Consider the following 24,820-nt stretch of genomic DNA (forward strand, 5'->3'; position numbering starts at 1 on the left):
ATTGCCGCCACGCAACGCGGAGAAGATTTTTGCGAGGCTCCGCCTCGCGCTCCGGAGTATTTTGGACCAGAAAGAAGCAGCAGCCCCAAGATCATTCACTTTGCCGAAAATACTCCGGGGGAGTCGCGGCTTGCCGCGGCGGGGGCAGCGCCCCCGGACACGACTGGCCGCTCAGAACCCGAGCCAGAGGTTGAACGGACCCTTGCCCAACCCGACACCACCGCTCACATGGGTACCGCTGCCCGAGACGCCGACATTGGCCGCCACCGTCGGCTGCACCGGTTCGCCATCGGCACCGCAACCGGATACCAGCACGGCCAGTGCAAGGGCGAGGCTCAGGCGGATCGGTGTCATGCCAGCATCTCCTTCCAGCGGGCGAGCTGCGCGCGCACCTGCGCGGGCGCGGTGCCGCCATAGCTCTGACGCGAGTTTACCGAATTTTCCACCCCAAGGACACCATAGACATCCTCGGTGATCGCGGCATGGGCCGATTGCATCTCGTCCAGGCTCAGATCCGGCAGGTCGCAGCCCTTGCCTTCGGCCAGCGCCACCAGCGCGCCGGTCACGTGGTGCGCATCGCGGAAAGGCAGGCCCAGCACGCGCACCAACCAGTCGGCCAGATCGGTCGCGGTGGAGAAGCCCGACCCGGCGGCCGCCGCCAGTGACGCGCGATTGGCGGTCATGTCGCGCACCATCCCCTCCATCGCCGCCAGCGCCAACATCCAGTTGTCGGCGGCGTCAAAGACCTGTTCCTTGTCTTCCTGCATGTCCTTGGAATAGGCCAGCGGCAGCCCCTTCATCACCATCATCAGCGCGGTATTGGCGCCAAAGATGCGGCCCACCTTGGCCCGGATCAACTCGGCCGCGTCGGGGTTCTTCTTCTGCGGCATGATCGACGAGCCCGTAGAGAACCGATCAGACAGGACCACGAACCGGAACTGGGCGCTGGACCAGATCACCAGTTCCTCGGCGAAGCGCGACAGGTGCATGGCACAGATCGAGGCGACTGACAGGAACTCCAGCGCGAAATCGCGATCACTGACCGCATCCAGCGAGTTGGCAGTAGGCCGATCAAAGCCCAGCGCCGCTGCCGTCATGTGTCGGTCGATCGGGAAAGAGGTGCCCGCCAGCGCCGCCGAGCCTAGGGGCGATTCGTTCATCCGCGCGCGGGCATCGCGCACCCGGCTCAGATCGCGGCCGAACATCTCGACATAGGCCATCATGTGGTGGCCCCAGGTCACCGGCTGCGCGGTCTGGAGATGGGTGAACCCCGGCATCACCCAATCGGCCCCCGCCTCGGCCTGACCGAGCAGCGCCCGGATCAGCGCCAACAGCCCCTGTTCGGCGGCGTCGAACTGGTCGCGCACCCAAAGTTTGAAATCCGTCGCCACCTGGTCGTTGCGCGACCGCGCCGTGTGCAGCCGCCCCGCCGGCTCGCCGATGATCTCCTTCAGCCGCGCCTCGACATTCATGTGAATGTCCTCCAGCGCGGTGGAAAAGGTAAACTCTCCCGCCTCGATCTCTGACAAAACGGTGAGCAGCCCTTTCCGAATGGCCTCTGCATCACTATCCGTAATAACGCCCGTGGCCGCCAACATGGCCGCATGGGCCCGCGAACCCGCGATGTCCTGGGCCGCCAGTCGCTTGTCGAACCCGATCGAGGCATTGATCGCCTCCATGATCGCGTCCGGTCCGGCGGCAAAGCGGCCGCCCCACATCTGGTTCGAGGTCTTGTCGGTCATCTGAGAGAACCCTTCGGAGGGGATATGAAGAAACTGTTGCTCGCCCTCGTCTATACCGCCGCCGCGCTGGGCGCAAATCCATCGCTCGGCCTGGCCGCCGACCGCGCCGAGATCGAGGCGCTGCGCGACGGTGACATGAAGAAACTGATCGTGCTGCCCGAGGCGCGCGCTGTCTCGCAGGTACCGTTTCAACTGGCCGACGGCGCGGGAGAAGCCACATTGGGCGATTACAAGGGCAAGGTGGTTCTGCTGAATTTCTGGGCCACCTGGTGTGCCCCCTGCCGCAAGGAGATGCCGCAGCTTTCGGCGCTCCAGTCCGAACTGGGCGGCGACAGTTTCGAGGTGCTGACCATCGCCACCGGCCGCAACTCGCCCGCCGGGATCGAGAAGTTCTTTGGCGAGATCGGCGTCGACAACCTGCCCCGGCACCAGGACCCGCGTCAGGCGCTGGCACGCGAGATGGCGGTGATCGGCCTGCCCATCACGGTGCTGATCGATGCCGACGGGATGGAAGTCGCCCGCCTGATCGGCGATGCCGACTGGAACTCGGACAGCGCCCGCGCGATCATCGCAGCGTTGATGCAATAGCGCGGTGCCGCTACGCCAAAGCGACCAGGCATATCCCGGATCATTCCCTCAGCGGGGCGCCTTTGGGCGCTCCTTTTTTGTCCGGACAAGGGAACGTTTGATTCGACCTCTTTGATCCTGCAGTATTTCAGGGCCCTGTTTTGGGGCGTTTTACAGCGATCATTATAATCAGAGGGTTTTCATGAAACGTACCGCCTTCGTCATCCTTTCACTCTCTTTTGGCCTCGCCGGTTCCGCTGCGCTGGCCGAGTTCAAGCCGATCAAGAAAGAGAAGGACTTTCGCGCCCAGCTTGTTGACCGCAAGCTGACCGACGCCAACGGCAACTGGACCATCATCAAATCCGATGGCAGTCAGACCGGAAGCTTTGGCGGCAAGACCTACAAGGGGGCATGGACCTGGAACGGCAAGTTCTGGTGCCGCAACGGGATCATCGGCAAGAAGGAAATCGGCACCGACTGCCAATTGGTCGAGATCGATGGCAATACGACCCGCTTCACCCGTTCCAAGGGCAAAGGCAAGGTCGGTGATCCATTCACCATCAATTGAGAGAGCGTTGACGCCACGCGACCTTTGACAGAGCGCGCGCCCGGGTTTCACTCTGCGTCGCAGGGAGACGCCCATGCCACTTGAAATCCTGCTGATCCTGGTGATCGGCGGCATATCGGCCATCGCCATTGTTCTGCATCTGACCGGCCGGTCAGAGCGCGCGATACTGCGCCCTGAGACATTGCAAGCCGCTTGGTTGCGACATTTCCCCGAAGACCACGTGATGGGCACGCTGCTCGCACACGATTGTCATGCGGCTCTGGTCGAGACACAGAGCGGTCCTGGCCTGATCTGGGCACTGGGCGCCGATACCGTGGGCCGACACCTTCGGGACTATGAGATAGACGAGGTTTCGGGCGGGTTGACCATCACGTTCCACGATTTCACCGCGCCCCGCGTCACCCTGAAACTCGACCCCGACGAAACCCCGATCTGGCAACAAAGACTGGCCCGCGCATGACCGATTCGATCAGCTACCCCGATGCAACCCAGCTGGCTGTGCCTTTCTTCATCGCTGCGATCCTGATCGAATTCCTGTGGATCGCCATCAAGAAACGCGGCGGGCGCTATGAAACCCGCGATGCCGTCACCTCTCTTATCATGGGGGCAGGATCGGTGGCCGAGGGCATTGTGCTGGGCTTCATCGCCTGGGGGTTCTTCATGCTGCTCTGGCAGATTACGCCGCTGGACATGGGCACATCCATCTGGGCGCTGCTGATCTGTTTCGTGCTGGACGACCTGCGCTATTATTGGGTGCACCGTTTCGGCCATAGGATACGCTGGGTCTGGGCCAGCCATGTGAACCACCACTCCAGCCAGCACTACAACCTGACCACAGCCCTCAGGCAGACCTGGACCGGCACGTTTACCTTCATGATGGTGGTCAAGGCGCCGCTGGTGCTGTTGGGCTTTCATCCCGCTCTGGTCCTGTTCTGCGGTGGGTTGAACCTGATTTACCAGTTCTGGATCCATACCGAGGCGATCGACAAGCTGCCGCGGTGGTTCGAGGCGGTGATGAACACGCCCAGCCATCACCGCGTGCACCATGGCCGCAACCCGCGCTATCTGGACTGCAATTATGCCGGTGTCTTCATCATCTGGGACAAGATGTTCGGCACCTTCGTTCCCGAGCAGGACGATGAAAGGGTCGATTACGGCCTCGTCCACAACTTAGGCACATTCAACCCGCTGCGCGTGGCCTTTCACGAATGGCTGGGCATCTGGCGCGATGTGACCCAACCGGGCCTGACCTGGCGCCAGCGGCTGGCCTATGCCTTTGCTCCGCCGGGCTACAGCCACGATGGCAGCCGAGAAACCTCGGAGGGGATCAAGGCGCGCTACCTGGCCCGTCACCCCGAACAGAAGGGGGCACCCGGTTTCGAAGGTTAGAAACTCGGTCACATTCTAACAATCTCGTCGCAAGATCATGGGCCGCGCCATCGTAATTGCCGTGAAATTCCACTGAAATCAGATGGATATCCGAGCGCGACATGACACAGCTCCGGGTGATCCGTCTTTTAGTCAAATCCTGCGCTTAACCTGCGATTTACGATTTTGGCCAAGGCTGGGCACATCTCTCGTTAGGCCTGTCCGACAAGGAACCTCGATGCGCCCCCGGATCAAGAAACTGGCAGACTTGCCCGAAGGGGCGGAAAACCCCCTGAGCGCGGCGGTGTCGAGCCGTGACCGATCCGCCGTCGCCATGGCGACCGAGGCTGTACGGCATGGCGATTGTCTGCTCGCCTATCAGCCGGTCCTGCAAACCACGCCACCACATGGCACCGCCTTCTATGAAGGCTTCATCCGTGTGCTGGACGAAACCGGCCGGGTCATCCCCGCTCGCGATTTCATGCCAGCTGTCGAGAATACCGAAATCGGACGGGAACTGGACTGTATCGCGCTGGAAACCGGTCTGCGGGCGCTGGTTCGCAATCCGACGCTGCGCCTGTCAATCAACATGTCCGCCCGCTCGATAGGATACCGCAAGTGGATGCAGGTGCTGGAACGTTTTCTCAAGCGGGACGAAACCTTGGGCGATCGGCTGATCCTCGAGATCAATCAGACCTCGGCCATGGCCGTTCCGGAACTCGTGATCGACTTCATGGACAGGCTGCAACCACGCGGGATCGCCTTTGCGCTGGATGATTTCGGTGACGGCCCCATCGACTTCAACAGTTTCCGCGACTTCTTTTTTGACGCGGTCAAGATCGACGGTCGTTTCATCCGTCAGGTCAGCACCGACGCTGCCAATCGCGCCACCGTGAGAGCGTTGATCGCGCTGGCCCGCGAGTTCGAAATGCTGATTATCGCCGAATCGGTCGAAACCGAAGAGGACGCTCGCTTTCTCGCTGAAAACGGGGTCGATTGCTTGCAAGGTTACCTCTACGGCGCGCCGACCGTCACGCCGGCCTGGGAACGACCCGAAACCGCAAAGGCCAACGGCTGATCACCATCCTGGCATTACTTGTGAGACAAGCTGTCAGTTGCTGCATGTGCAGCACTCGGCTATGTCAAGGGGGCTAGAGCGGGGATAAGGGCGCTCCGGGGTCGACATCGCCCCGTCATGCCGTCAGATTTCCCCAATAGGATCATGACGGCAAAGGATCGGATCACATGACCAACGTAGTAATTGCATCTGCCGCCCGCACCGGCGTCGGCAGCTTTGGCGGCTCTTTCGCGAATACCCCGGCGCATGACCTGGGCGCCGCGGTGCTCGAAGCCGTTGTCGAGCGCGCCGGCATCGACAAGGCCGAGGTGAGCGAGACCATTCTGGGTCAGGTCCTCACCGCCGCCCAGGGTCAGAACCCCGCCCGCCAGGCCCATATCAACGCGGGCCTGCCCAAGGAAAGCGCCGCCTGGGGCATCAACCAGGTCTGCGGCTCGGGCCTGCGCGCCGTGGCGCTGGGCGCCCAGCACATCCTGCTGGGCGATGCCGAGATCGTTGCCGCCGGCGGCCAGGAGAACATGACCCTGTCACCCCATGCCGCCGCCCTGCGCGCCGGTCACAAGATGGGCGACATGAAATACATCGACACCATGATCCGCGACGGGCTCTGGGACGCGTTCAACGGCTATCACATGGGCCAGACCGCCGAGAACGTGGCCGAGCAGTGGCAGATCAGCCGCGAGATGCAGGACGAATTCGCCGTCGCGAGCCAGAACAAGGCCGAAGCCGCCCAGAAGGCCGGCAAGTTCGCCGATGAAATCGTTCCCTTCATCATCAAAACCCGCAAGGGCGACATCGTGATGGACAAGGACGAGTACATCCGTCACGGCGCCACCATCGAGGCGATGCAGAAACTGCGCCCCGCCTTCACCAAGGACGGTTCCGTCACCGCCGCCAATGCCAGCGGCCTGAACGACGGCGCCGCCGCCACCCTGCTGATGACCGCCGAGAATGCTGAAAAGCGCGGGATCGAGCCGCTGGCCCGCATCGCCTCTTACGCCACCGCCGGGCTCGACCCGTCGATCATGGGCGTCGGCCCGATCCACGCCAGCCGCAAGGCGCTGGCCAAGGCCGGCTGGAAGGTCGAGGACCTGGACCTGGTCGAGGCCAACGAAGCCTTTGCCGCCCAGGCCTGCGCCGTGAACAAGGACATGGGCTGGGATCCGGCCATCGTCAACGTGAACGGCGGTGCCATCGCCATCGGCCACCCGATCGGCGCCTCGGGCTGCCGCGTCCTGAACACCCTGCTGTTCGAGATGAAGCGCCGCAACGCCAAGAAGGGTCTCGCAACCCTCTGCATCGGTGGCGGCATGGGCGTCGCCCTCTGCGTGGAGCGCGACTGATCGCCCGAACCCGCCATAGGAACAGGGCGCCGTCAGGCGCCCTTTTTCGTGGCATTCCAAGAGCATGCTGCATCTGCGACAATATTGACGTTCTGCAACGCGGAAAATCTCCGCGAAACAATATTGCGTATTTTGCCCCCGCAGCGTAACAGCATTATCAAGCCAATTCAGATCTGGAGGATTCTTCAATGGCACGTACAGCACTCGTCACCGGCGGTTCGCGCGGCATCGGCGCCGCGATTTCCAAGGCGCTCAAGGCCGAAGGCTACAATGTCGCCGCCACCTATGCCGGTAATGATGAAGCCGCAGCCAAGTTTACCGCCGAAACCGGCATCGCCACCTACAAGTGGAACGTCGCCGATTACGAGGAATCGGCCGCCGGTATCGCCAAGGTCGAGGCCGAAATCGGCCCGATCGACATCGTAGTCGCCAATGCGGGCATCACCCGCGACGCACCGTTCCACAAGATGACCCCGGAACAGTGGCATCAGGTGATCGACACCAACCTGACCGGTGTGTTCAACACCGTCCATCCGGTTTGGCCCGGTATGCGCGAGCGCAAGTTCGGCCGCGTCATCGTGATCAGCTCGATCAACGGCCAGAAGGGCCAGTTCGCGCAGGTGAACTATGCCGCGACCAAGGCGGGTGATCTGGGCATCGTCAAGTCGTTGGCCCAGGAAGGCGCCCGCGCCGGCATCACCGCAAACGCCATCTGCCCCGGCTATATCGCCACCGAGATGGTGATGGCGATCCCCGAAAAGGTGCGCGATTCGATCGTCGCTGGCATCCCTGCCGGACGTCTGGGTGAGCCCGAGGAAATCGCCCGCTGCGTGACTTTCCTGGCGTCTGAGGACTCGGGCTTCATCAACGGCTCAACCATTTCGGCAAACGGCGCACAGTTCTTCGTCTGACCTGGTGCGATCCGGGAGATTGGCCGCCCCATTGCGGGGCGGCCTTTTTCGTTCCTGCAATACGACGAAGGGGCCGGCGCATCTGGCCGACCCCTCATCCCGTAAGTCCGCGCGCGCAGCGGTCAGCGGGAACCGAAAAGCCATCCCCAGACTGTGCGCAAGGCTTGTGCGCGTTCCATGTGCGCACGGTCCATAGCCCGACGGGCGGCGGGATTGGTTGTCATCTCGATCATGGCGGGGCTCCTTCGTGAATTATTCAGTTTTGCTTGACTTGATGTAAATATGCGCCCAATGAAAAAACATCACAAACGAGACATTTTCGACCTTCAGGCAAGAAAAACTGAATCGATATGAGCGACCGCCTGCCCCCGCTGACCGCCCTGCGCGCCTTTGATGCCGCGGCCCGACACATGTCCTTTGCCAAGGCGGCAGCCGAGTTGAGCGTGACCCCTGCGGCGCTGTCCTTTCAGATCAAATCGCTGGAAGAGCATCTGGGTCGCCCCTTGTTCCGGCGTCTCAATCGCGCGGTAGAACTGACCGAGGAAGGGCGAGCCCTGGCCCCGGGCGCACAGGAAGGGTTCGAGGTCTTGACCGCCGCTTGGCGGGCCGCCCGTCGGCTTCAGGACAACACCACTCTGACGGTGACCGCCGGACCCGCGCTCACCGCCAAATGGCTGGCGCCCCGCCTTTACGATTTTGCGCGGGCGCATCCCGAGATCGACCTGCGAATCTCGACCAGCCTGCGGCTGGTCGACCTTGCGCGGGATGGGGTCGATGTGGCGATCCGCTTTGGCCAGGGGCTGGACGCGGGTCTTTATTCCATCTCTGCCCGCAAGGAATGGATGATCCCGGTGATGACCCCCGAGTTGGCGAGCCGGTACCCGACACCAGAAAGCCTGCGCGAAGCGCCGCTGATCTTTGACGAATCTATCAGCTTTCTGGATCCGCCCATCGACTGGCCCACATGGTTCCGCGCGGTGGGCATGGATTTCGCCCCCAAACGCGGGGCACATTTTTCCAATGCGGACCATGCCATCGACGCGGCGGTCGCAGGGGTGGGCGTTGTGCTGGGCCGCCGCCCGATGATCATCAAGGACGTCATCGAGGGGAGACTCGTGATGCCGTTCAAGACTGCGGTCGAGACCGATGCGCGGTTTCGCTTCGTCTGCCTTGCCGGCTCGGAAACCCAACCCAAGATCGCGGCATTCCGTGATTGGTTCCTTGCCGAGATCGCAAAAACCGCTCATATCTCGGACGGTTTGACAATCGTTCACGTCAAGGACATCCCGCCCGCATGACCCGCGCCCGCGCCACCGCCATCGGCTTTGTTGCCGTCCTTCTCTGGGCGTTGCTGGCGCTGTTGACGGTCGGATCGGCGCCGGTGCCACCGCTTTTGCTGAACGCGCTCTGCTTTACCGTCGGCGGGGCGCTGGGGTTGATCTGGGTCATGGCCACCGGCAACCTCTCGCAATTGCGCAGCGTCGGCTGGAGGGTATATGCCTTTGGAACGCTGGGGCTGTTCGGCTATCACGCGCTCTATTTCTCGGCGCTCAGGCTGGCGCCTGCGGCCGAGGCGGGACTGATCGCCTATCTCTGGCCTTTGTTGATAGTTCTGTTTTCGGGCCTGCTGCCGGGGGAGCGCCTGCGGCGGGGCCATCTTGTGGGTGCGGGTTTGGCCTTCTCCGGGGCGGCGTTGATCATCACCGGCGGTGGTGGTCCCGGATTCCAGACACAGTTTCTGCCGGGTTATGGGCTTGCGATGCTCTGCGCGCTGACATGGTCGGGCTATTCGGTCCTGTCCCGGCGCCTTGGGAATGCCCCCACCAGTTCGGTCGCCATATTCTGCCTCGCCACCGCGGCGGCCTCATGGGGGCTGCATTTCATGGTCGAAGAAACGGTCTGGCCGCGCGACACGCTGGGCTGGGCCTCTACCCTGGCATTGGGCCTGGGGCCGGTGGGTCTGGCCTTTTACGTTTGGGACATCGGGGTGAAACGTGGAGACATCCAACTGTTGGGAACGAGCTCTTATGCCGCCCCCCTTCTGTCAACACTTGTTCTGGTGATCAGCGGCATCGCAGCGCCCAGCTGGGTTCTGGCAATCTCTGCGCTTCTGATCACTGGCGGCGCGCTGCTGGCAGCGCGCGCCAGCTTTGCGGCTTAGACGGACAGCCGCTCGATTTCTTCCTTGAGCTTCAGCTTCTGTTTCTTCAGCTGGCTGATCTGAAGGTCGTCAGTACCTGGCGAACGCTGGGCTTGTTCAACTTCGAGACTGAGATTTGCGTGCTTTTTCTTCAGTTCGGTCAAATGCGCGCTCACACTCATGGCGATCCTCCTTCTCTGTTATGAATGAATCGAGTTGAGCACATCCCAAGCGGCCTGTCACGCGGGCAGCGGTCGCATTCTGTCATAAAACCGACATATCGGCCAAACCCGGCTTATCCCGCGCCGGGCCATGGCAGCGGTGCGGGTTCGCGCAGAACCTTTGCGATTTCAGGCAGGTAATGGTCGCGGTCGCCCGGATGCCGGGTGCCCTGATGCAGGATCAGGCCGGAATACAGGCGAAACGGCGCCCGCCCGCCCTTGCGGGCGCGCAGAATCACCAGTTCGGCGGCGCGACCCTGACGCGGAACCAGTGGCAACACCTCAAGCGAGCCCAGCCTGTCGTCGCAGGCGGCCAGCATATCCGGCAGACGGTTGGCCTTGGCGATCATGTGCAGATAGCCGCGATGGCGGAGACGGCGCGCAGCCGTATCGACCCAGAGCGCGAGCGGAGTTTGCTCTCCCAACGCGGTGGCCCGCCCCGCATCGCTGGCCGGGCTGTGAGTACCAGCCAGATAATAGGGCGGGTTTGCGATGACATGGTCAAAGCTCTGCTGTCGCAGCGTCTGTGGCAGGGCCGCGATATCGCCTTCGACAACGTCGAGCGCGATATCGTTCAGCGCCGCATTGCGCCGGGCCAGATCGGCATAGCCCGACTGCAATTCGACCCCCGTCAGCGCCAGTTCCGGCACCCGACGACCCAGGCACAGGATCGCCGCACCGGCGCCACAGCCCAGTTCCAGCACCGATTGTCCTGCATCCGCCGTGACGCTGGCGGCCAGAAACACCGGATCGACCCCGGCCCGGTATCCGGCCCGCGGTTGATGGAGTTGCAGATACCCACCCAGGAAAGTGTCGCAGGTCAGTTCGCTCTCGGCAAAGGTGGTCATCTTCCCAGCGGAATGCCATTGTCGGTGACCACGCGCAGGGCGTCGTCATAATCCTCGTCCCGCACCATCATGCGGCGCGGAAAGATTCCGATGCCGCCTTCGAGGATGCTCATATTTACGTCCATCTGAAAGCAGTCTATATCCTCGCCCTCGAGAAGGGCGGATGCAAAGGCCATGACGGTCGGGTCGGTGCTGCGCAAAAGTTCCTTCATAAGGATGGATGTAAGGGCAAGGCTGGCGCATTGTCGAGCCTTGTTGCAGGAGAGCGATGGACGCCAAGGTGAGCACGAAACCGCATGAGATGCTGGCCGCAACCCTGTCCGATGAGATGGCGGCGGTAAACACACTGATCCGTACCCGGATGGCGTCTGAACACGCGCCCCGCATCCCCGAGGTGACGGCGCATCTGGTCGAGGCGGGCGGCAAGCGCCTGCGTCCGATGCTGACACTGGCGGCGGCGCGGCTGTGCGGCTACCAAGGCGAGGACCATGTCAAGCTGGCCGCCACGGTCGAGTTCATCCATACCGCCACCCTGCTGCATGACGACGTGGTGGACGAAAGCGGCCAGCGCCGTGGACGTCCTACGGCCAATCTGCTCTGGGACAACAAATCCTCGGTGCTGGTGGGCGATTACCTGTTTGCCCGCAGTTTCCAGCTGATGGTGGAAACCGGCTCGCTCAGGGTGCTGGACATCCTTGCCAATGCCGCCGCAACCATCGCCGAGGGCGAAGTGCTGCAAATGACCGCGGCCAGCGACCTGCGCACGGATGAAAGCATCTATCTGCAAGTTGTGCGGGGCAAGACAGCGGCGCTGTTCTCGGCTGCGACCGAGGTTGGCGGCGTGATCGCGGGCGTTCCCGAGCCACAGGTCAAGGCGCTGTTCGACTATGGCGATGCCCTGGGTATCGCGTTCCAGATCGCCGACGATCTGCTGGATTATCAGGGCGACGCCAAGGCGACGGGCAAGAACGTGGGCGACGATTTCCGCGAGCGCAAGCTGACCCTGCCGGTGATCAAGGCGGTGGCGCAAGCCACCGACGAAGAGCGCGCATTCTGGGTGCGGACCATCGAAAAAGGCAAACAGACCGAGGGAGACCTGGGCGAGGCGCTGGCGTTGATGGAAAAATACGGCACGCTGGAGGCGACCCGGGCCGATGCCCGCGCCTGGGCCGCGAAGGCACGCGCCGCACTGGAGGTGCTGCCCAATCACGAGATCCGCGCCATGCTGAGCGATCTTGCCGATTATGTGGTGGCGCGGCTGAACTGAAGCAAGGGGGCGCTGCCCCCTCGGCCCTGACAGGCCTCACCCCCGGAGTATTTCAGGCGAAATGAAGGGGTCAGGAGGTCAGAGCACCCGTCCCCTTGCGCACCACCAATCGGGGACACGCATCCGGACATCTGCCTGTTGCCCTGATGGGAAGAGACCGAAGCAGGTCGCGCCCGATCCGGACATGCCAGCAAAGAGCGCCCCGCCATCGCGCAAGACGGTGAGCACGTCCGCAATCACCGGCTGCTGCGCGATGGCGGGTGTGGCGAGGTCGTTGCGCTGGGTTTCAAGCCAGGCGACGAAATCAGGCAGATCGCGCCAACGCGGAAGCGTCTGCGCCATCGGCGGATTGTCCTTTTGCGCGAGCGCCTTGAAAATGCCAGGGGTCGAGACCTGCGCGCGCGGATTGATCAACATGATTTCCATCGCGGGCAGCGGCGGCACCGGGTCCAGCCGCTCGCCGATCCCGCGCATGCGCAACGGTGTCGAGGACAGGCAGACCGGCAGATCGGCGCCAAGCGCAAGCGCCTGTTCAGTGGATGGCACGGGCAAATCCCACAGTTGCGCCAGCGCGCGCAGACTTGCCGCCGCATCCGCCGAGCCGCCGCCGATGCCCGAAGCAATGGGGAGCCGTTTCGTCAGGGTGATCGCAGCGCCACGGTCGGGCGCCAGCAGGCGCGCGGCACGCAGGACCAGATTGTCGGGCTCGGCGTCAAGCCCACCCGCTTCGGGCCCGTCGATATCGAGGCTAAGCCGATCCGCCGAGGTCACCCGCACCGTGTCACCGACATCCGCGAAGACAACCAGCGAATCGAGCAGGTGATAGCCGTCGTCACGCTGGCCGGTCACATGCAGGGTCAGGTTGATCTTTGCCGGCGCAAAGACCTCAATCGCCATTGGCGACCTTCAGCGGCGGCACACCCTCCTCGGCCAGAACCCGGTCGAGGCCGATTTCCAGCTTGCGGCGAATACGGTCCGGGTCGGCCTCGCCATCGGTATCGTCGGGTTTGATGAAGGAGAGCGCGCGTTTCCACTGGAATTCGGCCTCGCGCACGCGGCCCACCGCCCAGAGCACATCGCCCAGATGATCATTGACCACCGGATCGACCGGCATCAGCTCGACCGCGCGCTCCATATGCCCGACGGCCTCGTCATAGCGGCCAAGCCGGAACAGAACCCAGCCGAGGCTGTCGACGATATAGCCGCTGTCGGGCCGCGCCGCGACGGCGCGCTCGATCAGGTCCAGTGCTTCGTCCAGCTTCTCCTGCTTTTCGACCAGCGAATACCCCAGGTAATTCAGCACCTGCGGCTGATCCGGGTTCAACTCAAGCGCTGACCGGAAATCGGCCTCGGCACCGGGCCAGTTGCCCAGACGTTCGTGACAGATGCCGCGTGCATAATACAGGAACCACAGGTTCGGCGCGCCAGCTTCGGTGAACTCCAACGCTCTGTCATAGGCGGCAGCCGCGCGGTCATAGGCCTCTTGCTGCCGCTCCAGATCGCCCAGCGCCACAAAGGCCTGCGGTTGCGTCGGATAATCCTTGGCCAGTTTCTCCAGCACCTCAATGGCGGCGTCCGGTTTGGCCGAGCGGCGCAGCGCCTCGGCCCGGCCCAGTTCCGCGGCGTGATAGTCGGGGCTGTCGCTGGGGATTTGCTTGTAGGTGGCCACGGCCAGATCGTACTGGCCAAGCGATTCCAGCAGGCCCGCCGTCATCAGCAACGCATCGATATGGTCGGGGCGCAGATGCACCGCAGAGCGGATATAGATCAGGGTGAAATCATCCGCCGCCTCGCCATTCAACGCGGCGCCGATGGTAAAGAACACTTCGGCCAGACCATCCCGGACCGAGCGGACCAGAGAGAAGGGCAGCGTTTCCCCCGCTGCCAGACGATCGGCGATATCGGTCAATGCCGGGTCGAAACTGCCGTTGAATACGTCGGCCAGCATTTCGAGCGCCTGGTCATTCCGATCCAGTTGCGACAGGATCTCGGCGCGGGCCAGGGCCGCTCGCCGCGAGATGGTGGTCAATGCGCCGTCATCGGCGGCGAACAGCGCCTCGGCACCTTCGAAATCACCAACCGAGGCCAAGGCCATCGCCTTGTGGTAATTGGCGAAACCGCGCAGCCCGGCCTCGTCCGCCACCTTGTCGAACTGCGCCAGCGCACGGGCGACCGAGCCCAGCCCCATCTCGGCCCAGCCTGCAACCAACCCGTCGACCAGCTTGCCCACACCCCGGGTTTCAGGGTCGCGGTCCAGAACCTCCTGATAGCGTTCCTCGGCCAGCAGATGAACCGCGATGGCGATATTGGCGACCTGGCTTTTCAGCCCTGCCTCCTGCATCAGTTGCGCGATCGGATAGGCCTGCTCGTGGCGCCCAAGCGCCAGCTGAGACAGAACCATGTTTTCCATCAGGGCCGGGTTCTTGGGATCGAAGGTGAGCGCCCGCGCGAAGTAATCCGCAGCAGCCGAGAAATCATTGTCATATGCCGCCTGGCGCGCTGCCAGATACGATCCCGCGCCCACATCCGCCGACACCGGCAGTGCCAGCGCCGAGACCAATACCGCCGCCACCGCTTTTTTGACCAGAGACATCGCCAAGGATCCGCCTTTTCCTGCTGCTTTCCCGCAAAGCTAGGGCGTTGCGGGCGCGGGTGCAATGGCTGGGGGGTCCGGGATCGATAAGCAGCAATAAAGATCCGGTCATCTGCACAAAAGAAAACACCGGGCAGCATGTCGGCCCGGTGTCTGTCTTGGTATCAGCGCCCGATCACATGTTCGGATAGTTCGGACCGTCGCCGCCCTGCGGGGTGACCCAGGTGATGTTCTGGCTGGGGTCCTTGATATCGCAGGTCTTGCAGTGCACGCAGTTCTGGAAGTTGACGACAAAGCGCGGGCCCGCCTCGTCCTCGACCACCTCGTAGACGCCGGCCGGGCAATAGCGCTGCGCCGGCTCGTCGTATTTGGGCAAGTTGACCTTGACCGGCAGGTCGGGGTCGGTCAGCCGCAGGTGGCAGGGCTGGCTTTCCTCGTGGTTGGTGGCGGCAAAGGACACGTTGGTCAACCGGTCAAAGGACAGCACGCCATCGGGCTTGGGATAGTCGATGGGCTTGTGTTTGCTGGCATCCTCGGTCGCGGCGGCGTCGGTCTTGCCATGGCCCAGGGTGCCGAACAGCGAAAAGCCCAGCGTATTGGTCCACATGTCCAGCCCGCCCAGCGCCAGGCTGGCGGTCAGGCCCCATTTCGACCACATCGGCTTGACGTTGCGGACTTTCTTCAGGTCCTTGCCGATGGGGCCGCTGCGCACTTCGGTCTCGTAATCGATCAGCTCGTCCGACTGACGGCCCGCCTTGATGGCGGCATGGGCGGCCTCGGCCGCGGCCTTGCCCGACAGCATCGCGTTGTGGTTGCCCTTGATGCGCGGCACGTTGACCATACCGACCGAGCAGCCCAGCAGCGCCACACCGGGCGCCACCATCTTGGGCATCGACTGGTATCCGCCCTCGGTGATGGCGCGGGCGCCATAGGCCACGCGCTTGCCGCCCTTCAGCAGTTCCGCCACCATCGGGTGATGCTTGAAGCGCTGGAACTCCATATAGGGGAACAGGTGCGGGTTCTTGTAGTTCAGGTGCACCACGAAACCGACATAGACCTGGTTGTTGTCGAGGTGGTAGATGAACGACCCGCCCCCCGCATTGCCGCCCAGCGGCCAGCCCATGGTGTGAGTGACAGAGCCTTCGCGATGCTTCGCAGGATCGATCTCCCAGATCTCTTTCATGCCGACGCCGAATTTCTGCGGCTCCTTGCCTTTTTGCAGGTCGTATTTGGCGATCACTTCCTTGGCCAGCGACCCGCGCACGCCTTCGGAGAGGAAGACATATTTGCCGTGCAGCTCCATCCCCGGCTCGGTGTTGGGGCCAAAAGAGCCGTCGGCCTCGAGGCCAAAGACACCGGCGACCACGCCCTTGACCTCGCCATTGTCGCCATAGACCAGTTCGGAACAGGACATGCCGGGGAAGATCTCGACACCCAGTTCCTCGGCCTGCTCGGCCATCCAGCGGCAGACATTGGCCATCGAAACGATGTAATTGCCGTGGTTGTTCATCAGCGGCGGCATCGGGAAATTGGGGATGCGGATCTGCCCGGCCTCACCCAGCATATAGAAGTTGTCGTCCTTGACCGGCACGTTCAGCGGTGCGCCCTTTTCCTTCCAGTCGGGGATCAACGCATCGAGACCGCAAGGATCCAGCACCGCGCCCGACAGGATATGCGCGCCCACTTCCGAGCCTTTTTCCAGCACGACGACGTTCAGGTCGGCATCGAGTTGTTTGAGACGAATGGCCGCCGACAGGCCCGCCGGACCCGCCCCGACGATCACCACGTCATATTCCATCGCTTCGCGTTCAATCTCGGCCATCGTGACGCTCCTTGGCTTTGGTTTGGCTCTCCGGTCGCGGGCCGGACGCAATAAAGTTTCGCGCTTGATTACAGGCTATGCAGGTCAAGCGTCAATTGAAACGCGAGGTTATATTCGCACATGCAGCATTTCCTGCACCTCATCAGGGTTTTTGCGGGCCTTTCAGGATAATTTGCCGCATCCTCGGGAATCGCCCTACTGTGTCCACACCCCTTTATCTGGAGAGAGTGAATGCCCGTATCCTTGCAAGTCGCCTATCCCGCCCGCGACGACACCAGCTTCGATTACGACTACTACCTTAGCACCCATATGGGTCTGGTCGCTGAACACATGGGCGCCCATATCCAGAACACGGTTGTGACCAAGGGTCTGGCAGGCGGCCCCGACACACCGCCCCCGTTCCACGCGATCGCCACCATCGTGTTCGCCGACCAGACCGAGATGAACGCGGCGATGGCCGCCGCCGGACCGGTCGTGGCGGATATCCCGAATTTCTACAACGATGCGCCGCAGATGCTGATCGGCGAGGTGGTTGGCTAAACCCGCGTCACAGGTCCCCGGTCTCGTCCAGCACCAACCGGGGGCCGGGCCCCTTGCTCCCGGCGCGGTCGGCCGGATTGTACAGCGCACAATTGGGCAGGCTGAGGCAGCCGCAGCCGATGCAGCCGTCCAGATTGTCGCGCAGCCGTTCCAGCGTTGCGATTCGCTGGTTCAGGCGGTCGCGCAGCCCGGTGCTGATGCGGGTCCAGTCGGCGCGGGTCGGGGTGCGGTTGCCGGGTAGCCCGGCCAGAACCTCGCGGATTTCCGGCAACGTCAATCCCAATTGCTGTGCGATCATGACAAAGCTCAGCCGCCGCAGGTCGGCGCGCTGATAGCGCCGCTGCCCGCCTGCATTGCGCCAGGGCGCGATCAGCCCTTGGGTTTCGTAGTAGCGGATCGCCGACACCGCCAGCCCGGTGCGCCGCGCCAAAGCGCCGATAGAGAGACCTTCGGAAGCCGACATATTTTTTTCCCACACAGACCTTGACCTAAAGTTAGGTTTAGAAATTATCTTCACCCGTGGCAACAGAGCAAAAGGAGATTTTCATGAAGGCCACACTGGAACACGCAAACTTCACCGTCGCCGATCCCAAGGCGACCGCCGCCTGGCTGAACACGGTCTTCGGCTGGGAAACCCGCTGGGAGGGCGCCGCGATGGCCGGGGGCTATACCGTGCATGTGGGCGATGACCATACCTATTTGGCGCTTTACGCCCCGCCCGCGCCGGTCGCTTCGACCGAGAGCAGTTACGATGTGATCGGCGGTTTGAACCATGTGGGCGTGCTGGTCGATGACATCGACGCGACAGAGGAACGGGTTCGCGCGGCCGGGTTTAACCCTCATAACCACGCCGATTACGAACCCGGACGCCGGTTCTATTTCGACGATGACAATGGCATCGAATTCGAGGTGATCAGCTACGCCTGAGGCGGGGTTCTGCCCAACCACCGCTTGTCCCCTCTTGCATTCCACGCCCGGTTTGGGTCAGGTAAAAAGCAACCCAACAGTCGCCCCGGCGCATCGCGCGGCGGGGCGATACAATTTCTGCGTGGACAAGACGATATGGAAAAGATCCCCATGACGCCTTCGGGCTTTGCCGCGCTTGAAGCGGAGCTGAAACAGCTCAAGAGCGTCGAGCGCCCCGCCATCATCAAGGCCATCGCCGAGGCGCGCGAACATGGCGATCTTTCGGAGAACGCCGAATACCATTCAGCGCGCGAAAAGCAGTCCTTTATCGAGGGCCGCATCAAGGAACTGGAAGGCGTGTTGTCTCTGGCTGATGTCATCGACCCTGCGAAGCTGACCGGCGCCATCAAGTTCGGCGCCCGCGTGACGCTGGTGGACGAGGACACCGACGAGGAGAAGACCTGGCAGATCGTCGGCGAGCATGAGGCCAATATCGAAAAGGGCCTGCTGAATATCAAATCGCCGATTGCCCGCGCGCTGATCGGCAAGGACGAAGGCGACAGCGTCGAGGTCAAGACACCGGGCGGCCAGAAGTCCTATGAAATCCTGAGTATCGAGTACTCCTGACGGAGCATCCCTCATGTCCGGCCCGTCGCCTGACCCAGACCCCGCCCGCAACGCACCGCTCGGGCTCTATGACCGGCCCCGGCGCGCTTCGGTGACCGGCATCGAAATCATCGCCATCGCTCTGACCCTGCTATGGCTGGCCGTGTCGGTCTATCTGTTCGTCTTTGCGGATGCTGGCGCCGGTGGCGGCATCGGGTTTCTGGTGACCATGCTGGCGATCTTCATGCCGGTGGCGATGATCTGGGTCGCAGCCACTGCGGCCAAGGCCAGCCGGGTCATGCGTGAGGAGAGCCAACGCCTGCAAGCGGCGATCGACGCGATCCGCCAGGCCTATATCACCCAGCAACAGAAACAGGCCGCCGGGCACGAACCCTCGGTCGCCAAGAAGCTGGACGAGATCGCCGCCGCCGCGAAAAAGACCGAGACCACGCTGGCCACCTTTTCGACGTCGCGGCGGGCGCGCCCCTTGCCCATCCCCGCTGCCGTACCGGAAAGCGCCGAGGATCAGGGCCTGCTCGCGCTTGGCACCCCAGCCGAGGCGCTGTCGCCGCCGCTCTCGACCGAGGATCTGATCCGCGCCCTGCATTTCCCGGAAACCGCCGAGGATGTCGAAGGCTTTGCAGCGCTGCGCCGCGCACTCAAGGACCGGTCCGCGGCGCAACTGATCCAGGCCGCGCAGGATGTGCTGACCCTGCTCAGCCACGAGGGCATCTATATGGACGACCTGCGCCCCGACATGGCGCGGCCCGAGGTCTGGCGCCAGTTTGCCCATGGCGCACGCGGGCGCGCTGTGGCCTCTTTGGGCGGGGTGCGCGACCGCTCGTCGCTAGCGCTGACCGCCGGCAGGATGAAGCAGGATCCGATCTTTCGTGATGCGGCGCACCATTTCCTGCGCCTGTTCGACCGGATGTTCGCCACCTTTGAGGCACAAGCCAGCGATGCCGAGATCTCGGCCCTGGGAGAGACACGTACCGCGCGCGCCTTCATGCTCCTGGGCCGGGTGGCGGGCACGTTCGACTAACCCGCGCCCGACCGCCCTAAGATCTAGAGCCCGAAACTCCCATAGGGAATGAACCGCACCGGGTCGCCGGGCCGGATATGGCAGGCTTCGTCGCCGATCTCGACCAGCCCCTCGGCCCAGCTGAGCCCGCTGACCCGACCTGACCCTTCGGAGGCGAAGACCTCGACCCGGCCCTCGCGCACACGGGCGCGCAGGTACTCGCGCCGTCCCGGTTTCTTGCGTTTCTCGAACCATGCCGGCAGGTCGTAGCCTTGTGGCGCGCTCCAGCTTTCGCCCGCCAACACCGCCATCGCCGGGCGGGCAAAGACCAGGCTGCACACCATTGCGGCAACGGGATTGCCCGGCAGGCCAAAGACCGGCTTCCCTTGCCACAAACCCAGCGCCAGTGGGCGCCCCGGTTTCAGCGCGATGCGCCATTCCTGCATCGCCCCGGCCTCGCGCAACAGCGCCGAGACATGGTCCTCGTCCCCCGCCGAGGCGCCGCCGCTGGTCAGGATCACATCCGCCTCGGCAGCCGCCCTGTCAAATATGGCGCGCAGGGTGGCGCGGTCATCGGGCACCCTCCCCAGATCGACCGGTGCGTAGCCCAGACGGCGGATCAGCGACACCAGCATGGGCCGGTTGGCATCGAAAATCTGTCCCGGCCCAGCGGCCTCTCCCGGCTCTATCAGTTCATCTCCGGTGGATAACACCGCAACACGCAATTGCTGGCGGAGCAGCACCGCGCCCAGCCCGACCGACGCCAAAAGCGCCAGATCGGCGGGCGTCAGCCGCCGCCCCGCGGGCAGCACCACAGCGCCCTCGGCCACATCCTCGCCCGCCTTGCGGGTATTGGCGCCGCGCTTCAATGGTCCACGAAAAGCGATCTCGCCCGCACCCAAGGTCACATCCTCTTCCAGGATCACGGTCTCGACCCCTTGCGGCAGCGCCGCACCGGTCAGCACCCGCAGGGCGCGGCCTGCGGGCAAAACCCCCTCATAGGGTACGCCAGCCGCCGCGCGCCCCTTCTCCAGCGGCATCACATGCGCGCCCTCGGGTACCGCCCCGGCAAAGCCATAGCCATCGACCGCGCTGTTGGCCTGCGGCGGGCTTGAGCGCCGCGCCACCGCATCCGCCGCCAGTATCCCGCCCAGCGCCTGCGCCAGCGGGCGCGTCTCGACACCGGTGACCGGCCCCAACCTGTCCCGCAGCATTTCCAGCGCCGCATCGACCGGTGTCCACGCGACCCCGGCGGGCAGGGCAAAGCAATCGTTGCGCAGCGGTGGCGGTTTCAACCCGGTCATGTCTGGTTCACTCCCAATATCCAACCCTCCTCGGGCGCGGTTATGTCCAGCAGGGAACCGAGCCTTGCCTGTGGCAACGCGGCCAGATCACCGGCCACACGCTCTACCTGCCAGGCATCCTTGATCCGGTCCATTGGCCCCTTTCCCAAGGTCAGCGAGGGCCAGATTTCCACCAGGGTCACGGGCTTGTCCAACGGTTCGAACGGCCAGGCAGAAACCCACCCGGCAAAGCGGCGGTGCAGACGCGCCAACACCGGCAGCCCCATCATCACCTGCCCGCCAACCGCCCCCGCCCCGGCCATCTGCCAGCAGGTAAACGCCCCCGGAGCGCGGCACTCTACCATGCGCCGATCGGGGAACGGATTGAGGTACTCCCGCTTGGTTCGTGGCAACCCGGCGATGTCACGTTTCAACCCATTGGCCCAGAACGGCCCCTTGCCACCAAGCCCCCGGTTGATCTCTCCGGCCAGATCAAACCGGTTATTGGTCTGCGGCGTATCCTCGATCCGGGCTTCGAACCAGTCCCATAGGCGCAACGGGTCGTCCGTTCCGCTCACCGCACGGGCAAAGCCAGCCGGATAGCCGAATGGAAAATCGAACCCCAGCATCAATCGCCGACCGGCGGCCAGCGCGGTTTCGATCAGATCGCACAGCCAGTTTTCGGCCAGCCCCCGGTTCCGGAGATAGACCGGTTCCGCCCCCGCGGCACAGGCCCAGATCGCATCCTTGCGCGGGCGTGGGCCGGTATCGTTGCCGCCCGACCAATCGACCATGGCAATGGTGTCAAAGGGTGTCACAGCCCGACCTCGGAGAGGATGAAATCGGCAATCGCTTTTGTGTCGTTCAGGTCGAACACCGGCCGGTCAAGCGTCAGGGGCGTGTCACTGGCCACCGCGCGGATGGTCGGATCACCCGGCGCGATCAGTGCTGTGCCCGCCTCGGCCCGGAATGCCTCGACCTTGGGATGACCCTCGCGCTTGTAGCCCTCGATCAGCACCAGATCGACCGGCGACAAGCGGCCCAGCAGCTCGGCCAAGGGCGGTTCCGCCGCGCCACGCAGCTCGGTCATCTGCGCCACGCGATAGCCCGAGGCAAGGATCACTTCGGAGGCCCCCGCCTGCCGGTGCCGCCAACTGTCGCGACCCGGATGGTCGACGTCGAACGAATGATGCGCGTGCTTGACCGTCGACACCGTCAGCCCGCGCCCGGTGATCTCGGCCACCAGCCGTTCCATCAACCCGGTTTTCCCTGCGTTCTTCCAGCCAGTGACGCCATAGACCTTCATGCACGCTCCAACAGGGTTTCGGCCCGGGCCAGGTCCTCGGGCGTGTTGACGTTGAAGAAGGGATCGAACGGCTCGGCGTCAAACAGCGCCTCGCGCCCGCCATGCCGGTCGGTCCACAGCACCACCTTGCGCAGACCATCGTTCAGCGCCGCGCGCAGATCACCGCGCAGAGCCACGGGCCAGAGACCGAAGGTCGGGTGCCGGTTGACCTTGCCGCCCGATTTCAACGCCGCGCCATCGCGCGGGGTTGTGGCCAACACCAGCGGATGCGTCTGCCCCTCGGACGCCTCGACCAGCCGCGCCACCAGATCGCGCGGAAAGAACGGCGTGTCGGCAGCGGCCGTGACGATGCTGTCGGCCCCCTGCACCGCGGCCCAATCGAGCCCCGCGAGCACACCCGCCAGCGGTCCGGCAAACCCCTCGACCGTGTCGGGCAGAACCGGCAGACCGAACGCGTCAAACCGTGCCGGATCACCATTGGCATTGAGCGCCAGAGCCCCTACCTGCGGCGCCAGCCGGTCGATGACATGGCCCAGCAACGTCTGTCTCCCAAGCGGCAGCAACCCCTTGTCGCCGCCACCCATCCGGGTGGCGAGCCCCCCGGCAAGGATCACGCCCAACGGCCTACGTCCTGTCATGTCCTCTCCTCCCGCGCCGGAAAACGCGCGTTTTCCGGTCCGAATTTCGTGCGAAATTCGGTCACCCTTCCGCACTCTTCCGGCGGTGTTTCCTGTCCTCGACCGGCACGCTGTCCGGATCCGCATCCCAGACCAGCCGCTCTGCCCCAGACAGACAGACAAACCGTTGCCCACGCATCCGGCCGATCAGGGTCAGCCCCACCTGCCGCGCGATCTCGACCCCCCAGGCGGTAAAGCCCGAGCGCGAGGCCAGTACCGGGATGCCCATCATCGCGGTCTTGATAACCATCTCGGAGGTCAGCCGCCCGGTGGTATAGAGGATCTTGTCACCCGCCCCCTCGCCCGTGGACAGCATCCAGCCCGCGATCTTGTCCACCGCGTTGTGGCGGCCCACATCCTCCATATAGACCAGCGGCCGGTTCTCACGGCACAGAACCGTGCCATGGATGGCCCCGGCCTCCAGATAGAGCGAGGGTGTGCGGTTGATCCGCGCCGCCAGATCGTAGAGCCAGGATGTGCGCACCGCCACCTGAGGCAGGCGCACCTCTTCCAGCCCCTCCATCATGTCGCCGAATACGGTGCCCACGGCGCAACCGCTGGTACGGGTCTTTTTCTTCAGCTTTTCCTCGTGGCTGGTTTCCACCGCGGTGCGCACCACGACGGTTTCCAGGTCCTCGTCGTAATCGACGCCGGTGATCTCTTCATCCGGCCTCAGCATGCCCTGATTGCGCAGGAACCCCAACGCCAGATACTCGGGGTAATCCCCGATGGTCATGGCGGTCACGATCTCCTGACTGTTGAGGAAGATGGTCAGCGGCCGTTCCTCGACCACCGAGATACGCGCGGGCGCGCCGGTCTGGTCCAGCCCCTCGACCGCGCGGGTCAGGCGGGTGGCTCCCGGGTCCGGGGCGATGATGTAATCCGACTGGTCGTCCGAAATAGCCAATTGCACCCCTTTCGATAGCCCGATAGAGCAGTTGAGCTTACCTTAGGATTTAGGCATGTCCTTCACCACATCCAAATCCGTCTACTGGAAGGGTTTTCGCGACGGCGCCCCCTTCATCATGGTGGCGGCCCCTTTTGGCACCCTGTTCGGCGTGTTTGCGACCGAGGCCGGGCTGAACCTGGTGCAGGTGATGACCTTTACCGCCACCGTTTTTGCCGGTGCTGCTCAGTTCACCGCGCTGCAACTTTTGCTCGATGACACACCGACATTGATCGTGCTGTTGTCGGCGCTGGCGGTGAACCTGCGGGTGGCGATGTACTCCGCCGCGCTGACGCCTTATCTGGGCGCGGCCCCGCTCTGGCAGCGGGCGGTGGCCGCCTATTTCACGGTGGATCAGTCCTATGCCTTGTCCGTGGTGCGGTTCGAGACCGAGCCGGACCTGACCGTGCCGCAGCGGATGGCCTATTTCTTTGGCACCGTCACTCCGCTGGCACCCGCCTGGTACCTGGCGACCTATCTGGGTGCGGTGCTGGGCACCCGCATCCCCGACAGCTGGGCGCTGGATTTCGCCCTGCCGATCACCTTTCTGGCGATGATCGGGCCGATGCTGCGCACCCTGCCGCATGTGATCGCGGCGCTGGTGGCAATCGTGACCGCGCTGCTGACAGCCGGTGTGCCGTTCAACCTGGGCCTGCTGATTGCAGGCACCGCCGGCATGATGGCCGGCGCGCAGGCCGAAGTGATGCTGGCCCGCAGGAGCAAGAACACATGACCGAGATCGCCCCATCAACCATGTGGATCGTCATCGCCGGGCTTGCCTTTGGCAGCTTTGGCCTGCGTTTTGTCTTTATCGGGCTGGTGGGCGACCGCCCGCTGCCCGACTGGCTGCTGCGGCACCTGCGCTATACTGCCGTGGCGATCCTGCCCGCGCTTATCGCACCTTTGGTGATCTGGCCGCAGGCCACCGGCGGTCAGCCCGATGTGCCTCGGATGAGCGCGGCGGCAGTGGCGCTTGCAGCCGGATACTGGTCGAAAAACGTGCTGGTCGCGATCTTTTCAGGCGCAGGCACGCTTTACGGCCTGCTCTACTTGCTGGGCTGAGACAA

At 63.7% G+C, this 24,820-nt stretch carries 30 protein-coding genes; 16 read left to right on the plus strand and 14 right to left on the minus strand.

Annotated elements, in window-relative coordinates; all coding sequences use genetic code 11:
- Positions 1 to 171 precede the first annotated feature (171 nt).
- A complete protein-coding gene (locus AC2FLM_RS11310; protein WP_496857950.1) occupies positions 172 to 354 on the minus strand; it encodes a hypothetical protein in 183 nt (60 codons plus the stop codon).
- Positions 351 to 1,742 (minus strand): argininosuccinate lyase, encoded by a 1,392-nt coding sequence (gene argH / locus AC2FLM_RS11315; RefSeq protein WP_496857952.1) that lies wholly within the window; start codon positions 1,740 to 1,742, stop codon positions 351 to 353. Before argH ends, AC2FLM_RS11310 begins: the two co-directional genes overlap by 4 nt.
- 24 nt (positions 1,743 to 1,766) lie before the next feature.
- Here argH and AC2FLM_RS11320 point away from each other — a divergent pair, with 24 nt between their 5' ends.
- The 9 genes from AC2FLM_RS11320 to yddG all read left to right on the plus strand — a co-directional run bounded on the left by AC2FLM_RS11320 (position 1,767) and on the right by yddG (position 9,738).
- On the plus strand, positions 1,767 to 2,330 hold the full coding sequence (locus AC2FLM_RS11320; protein WP_234142543.1) for a TlpA disulfide reductase family protein: 564 nt from the start codon (positions 1,767 to 1,769) through the stop codon (positions 2,328 to 2,330).
- Between the two features lie 181 nt (positions 2,331 to 2,511).
- Positions 2,512 to 2,877 carry a hypothetical protein gene (locus AC2FLM_RS11325; protein ID WP_234137226.1) on the plus strand — a complete coding sequence of 122 codons (366 nt, stop codon included), beginning with the start codon at positions 2,512 to 2,514 and terminating at the stop codon, positions 2,875 to 2,877.
- 73 nt (positions 2,878 to 2,950) lie between these two features.
- Positions 2,951 to 3,337 carry a hypothetical protein gene (locus AC2FLM_RS11330; protein ID WP_234219702.1) on the plus strand — a complete coding sequence of 129 codons (387 nt, stop codon included), beginning with the start codon at positions 2,951 to 2,953 and terminating at the stop codon, positions 3,335 to 3,337.
- Positions 3,334 to 4,266: a sterol desaturase family protein gene (locus AC2FLM_RS11335; RefSeq protein ID WP_496857954.1), complete on the plus strand. Its 933-nt coding sequence runs from the start codon at positions 3,334 to 3,336 to the stop codon at positions 4,264 to 4,266. The genes AC2FLM_RS11330 and AC2FLM_RS11335 overlap by 4 nt, the downstream gene beginning before the upstream one ends.
- A 217-nt stretch (positions 4,267 to 4,483) precedes the next feature.
- Positions 4,484 to 5,323, plus strand: a complete 840-nt coding sequence (locus AC2FLM_RS11340) for an EAL domain-containing protein (protein WP_234219704.1) — start codon at positions 4,484 to 4,486, stop codon at positions 5,321 to 5,323.
- A 167-nt stretch (positions 5,324 to 5,490) separates the two neighbouring features.
- On the plus strand, positions 5,491 to 6,666 hold the full coding sequence (locus tag AC2FLM_RS11345) for an acetyl-CoA C-acetyltransferase (protein WP_234184487.1): 1,176 nt from the start codon (positions 5,491 to 5,493) through the stop codon (positions 6,664 to 6,666).
- 188 nt (positions 6,667 to 6,854) lie between these two features.
- Positions 6,855 to 7,577, plus strand: coding sequence for an acetoacetyl-CoA reductase (phbB, locus tag AC2FLM_RS11350; RefSeq protein WP_234165607.1), 723 nt, complete (start codon positions 6,855 to 6,857; stop codon positions 7,575 to 7,577).
- 350 nt (positions 7,578 to 7,927) lie between these two features.
- Positions 7,928 to 8,875, plus strand: coding sequence for a transcriptional regulator GcvA (locus AC2FLM_RS11355; RefSeq protein WP_496857957.1), 948 nt, complete (start codon positions 7,928 to 7,930; stop codon positions 8,873 to 8,875).
- Positions 8,872 to 9,738, plus strand: a complete 867-nt coding sequence (gene yddG / locus AC2FLM_RS11360) for an aromatic amino acid exporter YddG (RefSeq protein WP_496801911.1) — start codon at positions 8,872 to 8,874, stop codon at positions 9,736 to 9,738. The genes AC2FLM_RS11355 and yddG overlap by 4 nt, the downstream gene beginning before the upstream one ends.
- Here the strand turns inward: yddG and AC2FLM_RS11365 are convergent.
- The 3 genes from AC2FLM_RS11365 to AC2FLM_RS11375 form a co-directional block, all read right to left on the minus strand.
- A complete protein-coding gene (locus tag AC2FLM_RS11365; protein ID WP_011046083.1) occupies positions 9,735 to 9,899 on the minus strand; it encodes a YdcH family protein in 165 nt (54 codons plus the stop codon). The genes yddG and AC2FLM_RS11365 overlap by 4 nt on opposite strands.
- A 113-nt stretch (positions 9,900 to 10,012) precedes the next feature.
- Positions 10,013 to 10,786 carry a tRNA1(Val) (adenine(37)-N6)-methyltransferase gene (locus AC2FLM_RS11370; protein ID WP_496857959.1) on the minus strand — a complete coding sequence of 258 codons (774 nt, stop codon included), beginning with the start codon at positions 10,784 to 10,786 and terminating at the stop codon, positions 10,013 to 10,015.
- Positions 10,783 to 10,998, minus strand: coding sequence for a putative signal transducing protein (locus AC2FLM_RS11375; protein WP_234137217.1), 216 nt, complete (start codon positions 10,996 to 10,998; stop codon positions 10,783 to 10,785). Before AC2FLM_RS11375 ends, AC2FLM_RS11370 begins: the two co-directional genes overlap by 4 nt.
- Positions 10,999 to 11,054: 56 nt before the next feature.
- Here AC2FLM_RS11375 and AC2FLM_RS11380 point away from each other — a divergent pair, with 56 nt between their 5' ends.
- Positions 11,055 to 12,053, plus strand: a complete 999-nt coding sequence (locus AC2FLM_RS11380; protein WP_496857961.1) for a polyprenyl synthetase family protein — start codon at positions 11,055 to 11,057, stop codon at positions 12,051 to 12,053.
- Between the two features lie 78 nt (positions 12,054 to 12,131).
- On the opposite strand, the gene AC2FLM_RS11385 is transcribed toward AC2FLM_RS11380, so the two are convergent.
- From AC2FLM_RS11385 to AC2FLM_RS11395, 3 genes are all read right to left on the minus strand, one after another.
- Positions 12,132 to 12,950 (minus strand): 4-(cytidine 5'-diphospho)-2-C-methyl-D-erythritol kinase, encoded by an 819-nt coding sequence (locus AC2FLM_RS11385; protein WP_496857963.1) that lies wholly within the window; start codon positions 12,948 to 12,950, stop codon positions 12,132 to 12,134.
- Entirely contained in the window at positions 12,940 to 14,646 is a 1,707-nt protein-coding gene (locus tag AC2FLM_RS11390) for a tetratricopeptide repeat protein (RefSeq protein ID WP_234219710.1), read from the minus strand. Before AC2FLM_RS11390 ends, AC2FLM_RS11385 begins: the two co-directional genes overlap by 11 nt.
- Positions 14,647 to 14,821: 175 nt before the next feature.
- On the minus strand, positions 14,822 to 16,468 hold the full coding sequence (locus AC2FLM_RS11395; RefSeq protein WP_496857965.1) for an electron transfer flavoprotein-ubiquinone oxidoreductase: 1,647 nt from the start codon (positions 16,466 to 16,468) through the stop codon (positions 14,822 to 14,824).
- Positions 16,469 to 16,699: 231 nt separating this feature from the next.
- Between AC2FLM_RS11395 and AC2FLM_RS11400 the strand changes: the two genes are divergently transcribed.
- Positions 16,700 to 17,008, plus strand: coding sequence for an EthD family reductase (locus AC2FLM_RS11400; protein ID WP_496857967.1), 309 nt, complete (start codon positions 16,700 to 16,702; stop codon positions 17,006 to 17,008).
- A gap of 7 nt (positions 17,009 to 17,015) precedes the next feature.
- On the opposite strand, the gene soxR is transcribed toward AC2FLM_RS11400, so the two are convergent.
- Positions 17,016 to 17,471 (minus strand): redox-sensitive transcriptional activator SoxR, encoded by a 456-nt coding sequence (soxR, locus tag AC2FLM_RS11405; protein WP_234165600.1) that lies wholly within the window; start codon positions 17,469 to 17,471, stop codon positions 17,016 to 17,018.
- Between the two features lie 83 nt (positions 17,472 to 17,554).
- Between soxR and AC2FLM_RS11410 the strand changes: the two genes are divergently transcribed.
- The 3 genes from AC2FLM_RS11410 (at position 17,555) to AC2FLM_RS11420 (ending at position 19,562) form a co-directional block, all read left to right on the plus strand.
- Positions 17,555 to 17,935, plus strand: a complete 381-nt coding sequence (locus AC2FLM_RS11410; protein ID WP_234219713.1) for a VOC family protein — start codon at positions 17,555 to 17,557, stop codon at positions 17,933 to 17,935.
- Between the two features lie 135 nt (positions 17,936 to 18,070).
- On the plus strand, positions 18,071 to 18,541 hold the full coding sequence (gene greA / locus AC2FLM_RS11415) for a transcription elongation factor GreA (protein ID WP_234137209.1): 471 nt from the start codon (positions 18,071 to 18,073) through the stop codon (positions 18,539 to 18,541).
- A 13-nt stretch (positions 18,542 to 18,554) separates the two neighbouring features.
- Positions 18,555 to 19,562, plus strand: a complete 1,008-nt coding sequence (locus AC2FLM_RS11420; RefSeq protein ID WP_496857970.1) for a hypothetical protein — start codon at positions 18,555 to 18,557, stop codon at positions 19,560 to 19,562.
- Between the two features lie 23 nt (positions 19,563 to 19,585).
- Here AC2FLM_RS11420 and AC2FLM_RS11425 read toward each other — a convergent pair whose 3' ends face one another.
- From AC2FLM_RS11425 to AC2FLM_RS11445, 5 genes are all read right to left on the minus strand, one after another.
- On the minus strand, positions 19,586 to 20,845 hold the full coding sequence (locus tag AC2FLM_RS11425; RefSeq protein WP_496857972.1) for a molybdopterin-binding protein: 1,260 nt from the start codon (positions 20,843 to 20,845) through the stop codon (positions 19,586 to 19,588).
- Positions 20,842 to 21,642, minus strand: coding sequence for a molybdopterin guanine dinucleotide synthesis (locus tag AC2FLM_RS11430; protein WP_496857973.1), 801 nt, complete (start codon positions 21,640 to 21,642; stop codon positions 20,842 to 20,844). The genes AC2FLM_RS11425 and AC2FLM_RS11430 overlap by 4 nt, the downstream gene beginning before the upstream one ends.
- Positions 21,639 to 22,130 (minus strand): molybdopterin-guanine dinucleotide biosynthesis protein B, encoded by a 492-nt coding sequence (mobB, locus tag AC2FLM_RS11435; RefSeq protein WP_496857975.1) that lies wholly within the window; start codon positions 22,128 to 22,130, stop codon positions 21,639 to 21,641. The genes AC2FLM_RS11430 and mobB overlap by 4 nt, the downstream gene beginning before the upstream one ends.
- Positions 22,127 to 22,768: a molybdenum cofactor guanylyltransferase MobA gene (gene mobA, locus AC2FLM_RS11440; protein WP_234219718.1), complete on the minus strand. Its 642-nt coding sequence runs from the start codon at positions 22,766 to 22,768 to the stop codon at positions 22,127 to 22,129. The genes mobB and mobA overlap by 4 nt, the downstream gene beginning before the upstream one ends.
- Positions 22,769 to 22,829: 61 nt before the next feature.
- Entirely contained in the window at positions 22,830 to 23,720 is an 891-nt protein-coding gene (locus AC2FLM_RS11445) for a formate dehydrogenase accessory sulfurtransferase FdhD (protein WP_496857977.1), read from the minus strand.
- A gap of 49 nt (positions 23,721 to 23,769) precedes the next feature.
- On the opposite strand from AC2FLM_RS11445, the gene AC2FLM_RS11450 reads away from it, so the two are divergent.
- Positions 23,770 to 24,486, plus strand: coding sequence for an AzlC family ABC transporter permease (locus AC2FLM_RS11450; RefSeq protein WP_164129186.1), 717 nt, complete (start codon positions 23,770 to 23,772; stop codon positions 24,484 to 24,486).
- Positions 24,483 to 24,815, plus strand: coding sequence for an AzlD domain-containing protein (locus AC2FLM_RS11455; RefSeq protein WP_234171175.1), 333 nt, complete (start codon positions 24,483 to 24,485; stop codon positions 24,813 to 24,815). The genes AC2FLM_RS11450 and AC2FLM_RS11455 overlap by 4 nt, the downstream gene beginning before the upstream one ends.
- Positions 24,816 to 24,820: the final 5 nt, after the last annotated feature.

The organism is Ruegeria sp. SAZD011 (genome assembly GCF_059612545.1).

Coding starts and splice junctions, on each gene's coding strand:
- AC2FLM_RS11310 (WP_496857950.1), bottom strand. CDS start 354: ATGACACCGATCCGCCTGAGCCTCGCCCTTGCACTGGCCGTGCTGGTA.
- argH (WP_496857952.1), bottom strand. CDS start 1,742: ATGACCGACAAGACCTCGAACCAGATGTGGGGCGGCCGCTTTGCCGCC.
- AC2FLM_RS11320 (WP_234142543.1), top strand. CDS start 1,767: ATGAAGAAACTGTTGCTCGCCCTCGTCTATACCGCCGCCGCGCTGGGC.
- AC2FLM_RS11325 (WP_234137226.1), top strand. CDS start 2,512: ATGAAACGTACCGCCTTCGTCATCCTTTCACTCTCTTTTGGCCTCGCC.
- AC2FLM_RS11330 (WP_234219702.1), top strand. CDS start 2,951: ATGCCACTTGAAATCCTGCTGATCCTGGTGATCGGCGGCATATCGGCC.
- AC2FLM_RS11335 (WP_496857954.1), top strand. CDS start 3,334: ATGACCGATTCGATCAGCTACCCCGATGCAACCCAGCTGGCTGTGCCT.
- AC2FLM_RS11340 (WP_234219704.1), top strand. CDS start 4,484: ATGCGCCCCCGGATCAAGAAACTGGCAGACTTGCCCGAAGGGGCGGAA.
- AC2FLM_RS11345 (WP_234184487.1), top strand. CDS start 5,491: ATGACCAACGTAGTAATTGCATCTGCCGCCCGCACCGGCGTCGGCAGC.
- phbB (WP_234165607.1), top strand. CDS start 6,855: ATGGCACGTACAGCACTCGTCACCGGCGGTTCGCGCGGCATCGGCGCC.
- AC2FLM_RS11355 (WP_496857957.1), top strand. CDS start 7,928: ATGAGCGACCGCCTGCCCCCGCTGACCGCCCTGCGCGCCTTTGATGCC.
- yddG (WP_496801911.1), top strand. CDS start 8,872: ATGACCCGCGCCCGCGCCACCGCCATCGGCTTTGTTGCCGTCCTTCTC.
- AC2FLM_RS11365 (WP_011046083.1), bottom strand. CDS start 9,899: ATGAGTGTGAGCGCGCATTTGACCGAACTGAAGAAAAAGCACGCAAAT.
- AC2FLM_RS11370 (WP_496857959.1), bottom strand. CDS start 10,786: ATGACCACCTTTGCCGAGAGCGAACTGACCTGCGACACTTTCCTGGGT.
- AC2FLM_RS11375 (WP_234137217.1), bottom strand. CDS start 10,998: ATGAAGGAACTTTTGCGCAGCACCGACCCGACCGTCATGGCCTTTGCA.
- AC2FLM_RS11380 (WP_496857961.1), top strand. CDS start 11,055: ATGGACGCCAAGGTGAGCACGAAACCGCATGAGATGCTGGCCGCAACC.
- AC2FLM_RS11385 (WP_496857963.1), bottom strand. CDS start 12,950: ATGGCGATTGAGGTCTTTGCGCCGGCAAAGATCAACCTGACCCTGCAT.
- AC2FLM_RS11390 (WP_234219710.1), bottom strand. CDS start 14,646: ATGTCTCTGGTCAAAAAAGCGGTGGCGGCGGTATTGGTCTCGGCGCTG.
- AC2FLM_RS11395 (WP_496857965.1), bottom strand. CDS start 16,468: ATGGCCGAGATTGAACGCGAAGCGATGGAATATGACGTGGTGATCGTC.
- AC2FLM_RS11400 (WP_496857967.1), top strand. CDS start 16,700: ATGCCCGTATCCTTGCAAGTCGCCTATCCCGCCCGCGACGACACCAGC.
- soxR (WP_234165600.1), bottom strand. CDS start 17,471: ATGTCGGCTTCCGAAGGTCTCTCTATCGGCGCTTTGGCGCGGCGCACC.
- AC2FLM_RS11410 (WP_234219713.1), top strand. CDS start 17,555: ATGAAGGCCACACTGGAACACGCAAACTTCACCGTCGCCGATCCCAAG.
- greA (WP_234137209.1), top strand. CDS start 18,071: ATGGAAAAGATCCCCATGACGCCTTCGGGCTTTGCCGCGCTTGAAGCG.
- AC2FLM_RS11420 (WP_496857970.1), top strand. CDS start 18,555: ATGTCCGGCCCGTCGCCTGACCCAGACCCCGCCCGCAACGCACCGCTC.
- AC2FLM_RS11425 (WP_496857972.1), bottom strand. CDS start 20,845: ATGACCGGGTTGAAACCGCCACCGCTGCGCAACGATTGCTTTGCCCTG.
- mobB (WP_496857975.1), bottom strand. CDS start 22,130: ATGAAGGTCTATGGCGTCACTGGCTGGAAGAACGCAGGGAAAACCGGG.
- mobA (WP_234219718.1), bottom strand. CDS start 22,768: ATGACAGGACGTAGGCCGTTGGGCGTGATCCTTGCCGGGGGGCTCGCC.
- AC2FLM_RS11450 (WP_164129186.1), top strand. CDS start 23,770: ATGTCCTTCACCACATCCAAATCCGTCTACTGGAAGGGTTTTCGCGAC.
- AC2FLM_RS11455 (WP_234171175.1), top strand. CDS start 24,483: ATGACCGAGATCGCCCCATCAACCATGTGGATCGTCATCGCCGGGCTT.